Annotated in this window: 3 protein-coding genes; 1 reads left to right on the top strand and 2 read right to left on the bottom strand. The window is 41.8% G+C overall.

Going from position 1 to position 3,748, the window contains the following annotated elements; genetic code table 11:
• Window positions 1-66: 66 nt before the first annotated feature.
• Entirely contained in the window at window positions 67-1,197 is a 1,131-nt protein-coding gene (dnaN, locus tag WEIDD23_RS07415; RefSeq protein ID WP_010372570.1) for a DNA polymerase III subunit beta, read from the bottom strand.
• A gap of 212 nt (window positions 1,198-1,409) precedes the next feature.
• Window positions 1,410-2,822 (bottom strand): chromosomal replication initiator protein DnaA, encoded by a 1,413-nt coding sequence (dnaA, locus tag WEIDD23_RS07410; protein ID WP_010372579.1) that lies wholly within the window; start codon window positions 2,820-2,822, stop codon window positions 1,410-1,412.
• A gap of 743 nt (window positions 2,823-3,565) precedes the next feature.
• On the opposite strand from dnaA, the gene rpmH reads away from it, so the two are divergent.
• Entirely contained in the window at window positions 3,566-3,700 is a 135-nt protein-coding gene (rpmH, locus tag WEIDD23_RS07405) for a 50S ribosomal protein L34 (RefSeq protein ID WP_002828338.1), read from the top strand.
• Window positions 3,701-3,748 lie beyond the last annotated feature (48 nt).

The following is a 3,748-nucleotide window of genomic DNA, read 5'->3' as shown; positions in this document are numbered from 1 at the left end:
AATTACTGTTTTTTCCTTAAACAGCAATTTTCGGCTTTTTAGCCTATAAATTACGCAATGCGGTAATTAGTAAGTACGCACTGGTGTAATCAATTGAATAAAGTTTGTTTCATTGTTGGTTGGTACCAAGGTAAATGGATCCAACGCAGTCTTGAAGCCAATTTGGATTTGCTCATCTCCAAATGACTTCAATGCTTCGCGCATGTAATCAGGGTTAAATGAAATCGTCAATTCATCACCGGCAGTTTCGGCCGCAAAGATTTGTTCTTCAACGCGTCCAACTTCAGGTGAATTTGATGAAATCAATGACTTTTCGTCGCTAACCGTAAATTGAATAACATTTGAACGTCCTTCGTGACTAAGCAAGGCAGCACGCTCAATTGTTTGCAACAAGTCACGGGCATTAATCGTCAAAGTCGTCCGCTTTTCAGTTGGAATCAAGCGTGAAGCATCAGGGTAGTTTCCTTCCAACAAACGTGAGTAGAACGTCGTGTTAGCCCCAAGTTGGAAAATAACTTGGTTTTCAGCCACACGAACATCAACTGTTTCGACTTCATCCAACATTGCTTGCAATTGGTTCAATGAAGGACCTGGCACGATGATGTCGGCACTAACATCTGAATCACCAAATGCCACTGTGCGTTGGGCTAAACGGTGACGGTCCGTTGCGACCGCTGTCAAATTACCACCCGCCAAAATAAAGTGCACACCAGTCAAGATTGGTTGACTAAGTTGCTTTGAAACAGCAATAACGGTTTGACCGATTACTTCAGTCAATGTTTCAGCTGGCAACGTCAAATTGTTGCGGACTTCAATTTCTGGTAAGTGTGGGTAGTTATTAGCATCTTGGCCATTAATATCAAATTCTGAATTTTCAGAAGTGATTTTAGCTTGGAAACCAGTTGTGTTTGAAAGGGTGAATGTTTCGCCCGGCAAACGCTTAACAATATTTGAGAAGAAGGCGGCTGGCAAAACCAAGGCACCTGGTTCAGATACTTGCAACGTTGCTTGATCATCGGTTACCGGAATAACTGTTTCGATTGAGATATCTGTATCTGAACCGGTCAATGTTAGGCCATTGTTATCAAGGACCAATTTAACACCTGTCAAAATTGGCATTGATGTACGTGATGAAATTGCACGGCTGACATTATTCATGGCTTTGATGAAAACAGCTCGATTAATTGTAAATTGCATGATTATCTCCTCAACCTTTTTTGCTCGGCATGCTGCGCATGCATCGCTTACTGACTGATTTATTTATTAATAAAAAAATAATAATAGTAATAAGGGGTGTGCACAATGTGCAAAACCCTCAGCTATACCATTACATCAAGGATTGGTATATGTATACAACCCTGTGGAAAACTTTCGGTAACTTCGTGAATAATTCACAATGGTCATTCGAACTAATTGCTCAACTCTTCACGAATTTTCTGAACTTGATCAGCCAATAAGGCATCATTTTCAATCGCGTTATCGATTTTTTCAGTTGAATGCATCACCGTTGTGTGATCCTTACCACCAAAGGCCCGGCCAATCTGTGGCAAAGAGTCTTGAGTGAGCTCACGTGCCAAATACATGGCGATTTGGCGTGGTACCACGATTTCCTTATTACGCTTCTTACCATTAAGGTCTTGCACGGTCACGTCAAAGAACTTTGCAACCGTATCTTGAATGATAGGAATCGTGATGGCGCGTTGCCGCTTGAAGTTCATTGTCTCGAGAATGTCACGAGCAGTATCAACCGTGACCGGCTGTGATGCGAATCGTAACTTACCAGCAACTTGATTGAAGACCCCTTCCAGATCACGGACGTTCGTATCAACAGCCGCAGCGATTTCATCAATCACATCATTTGGAATATTGAGGTTTTCTTGATCTGACTTGTTACGTAGGATGGCGACACGTGTTGGTAAGTCAGGCTTCGTAATGTTTGCTGAATAACCTTGCCCGAAACGCGTGACCAAACGCATTTCTAGGCCAGGAATTTCCTTTGGTAACTTATCTGATGTCAGGACGATTTGGTGATTTTCTCGCGTAATGGCATTGAAGGTATTAAAGAATTCTTCTTGAATCTTTTCTTTACCAGCCAAGAATTGGACGTCGTCAACTAGCAAGAGATCTGTCGAGCGGTATTCGCGCTTAAATGCTTCGGTCTCTTTTTGACCACGACGCAAAGCTTCCGTGAAGTCATTAATGAAATCTTCAGTCGTAATGAACTTAACTTTGGCGTTGGGATTGTTTTCTAAAACTTTATTCCCAATTGCTTGCATTAAGTGTGTCTTGCCAAGTCCCACGCCACCATAGATCAATAGTGGATTCCATTGGGTACCAGGGTTATCCGCAACGGCTTGCGCAACAGCATACGCTTCGCGGTTCTCATCAGAAGACACAAAGGTTTCAAAACGGAATTCGGGATTCAAAATTGATTGCGTAACAAAATCAGCTGCTACTGGTGAAGTGCCGGTAGTGTTTTGTTGTTCAGGAGCGGCATCAGTAGCCGGCACCTCAAATAATGAAGTTGGTTGTGGTGAGATATAAGTCACCGAGGGGACGATAAACGTTGGTTGACCATACAGCTTCATCGTTGCTGTCATAGCTGCTTGCATGAAAGCGAGATAGTAAGAACTACTTGGGTTTAGCCATTCGTCAGCCACTTGTTCATGGTTGGTCGATAAATGTAAGGTGACCGTATTGTTTTTGTTCTCTAAAACTTGTAAAGGCGTCAACGTATCGACGTAATTAGCAAAGGAGAAGCCAGTTGAGATGGACTCGCGTAGCTCTTCTTTAATGGCGTTCCAAAGCTGGACAGGATCCATCGGGACGACCTCCTTAAAAAGTAGAAGTATCTGAATCTTTGGGTGGAAGTTATCCACAATACGTTCGCTAATCTTAAATTTCTTAAGAAGCGCAATTCAACAGATTCCATTGTAGCAGGGTGTGGATAAGTTTTCCACAGCGAATATCACTGATATATCAAGGGTTTTCGCGAATTTGAATAACGTTATGTGATATCCACAGCCTGTTAATATCCAAAATTTAGTTATCAACTTGATGTGAATTCGAATTTTACGTTATTTGTGGATATCTGTGGATAAGTTAGGGGTAAAACTAGATATTTACAAGTCTTTGTTAATAAGCTAAAGTTGATACATCAACTATTTGAGCGGTTATCCACATATGCACAGGGGTAGCTCGGAAAAGTTACTAGCCCCTGTGTAGATTGTGGAAAAAATGTGGATATTGGGGAAAACTAAACTAACACTCTGTTACATGTCTGGATTTTATAAACATAACGCTCTGTTACTTTCTGGATAACTCGTAGGTGATGATTGTTTAATTTTTTTAAAGAAAAAGTTAAGGACTTAAGAATTGAACATGACGATTTCGCGTTGTGCTATACTATTAGTAAGTTCAGTTACACTTAATTTTTGTTAAAAAAGAATTAAGTGCTTTAGAAAGGTTGCCAACTGGAACCTTACGTGATACACTGAAATACGAATTGTGGTTTGGCCTTGCCAACCGCAGGCCAAATCTAACTACGAATGGGAGGTGTATTCACATGAAGCGTACATACCAACCTAAGAAGCGTCACCGCGAGCGTGTACACGGCTTCCGTAAGCGCATGAGCACTAGCAACGGTCGCAAGGTGCTTGCACGTCGCCGCCAAAAGGGCCGCAAGGTATTGTCAGCCTAATTAGGTCAGGCCTTCTATTAGGATTACTGATAACGATCGCGCGTGGTT

It is taken from the genome of Weissella sp. DD23 (assembly GCF_001579105.1).
Taxonomy (GTDB): domain Bacteria; phylum Bacillota; class Bacilli; order Lactobacillales; family Lactobacillaceae; genus Weissella; species Weissella cibaria.
Note: the sequence above shows the minus strand (reverse complement) of the source record. Positions and strands in the feature narration are given on the sequence as shown.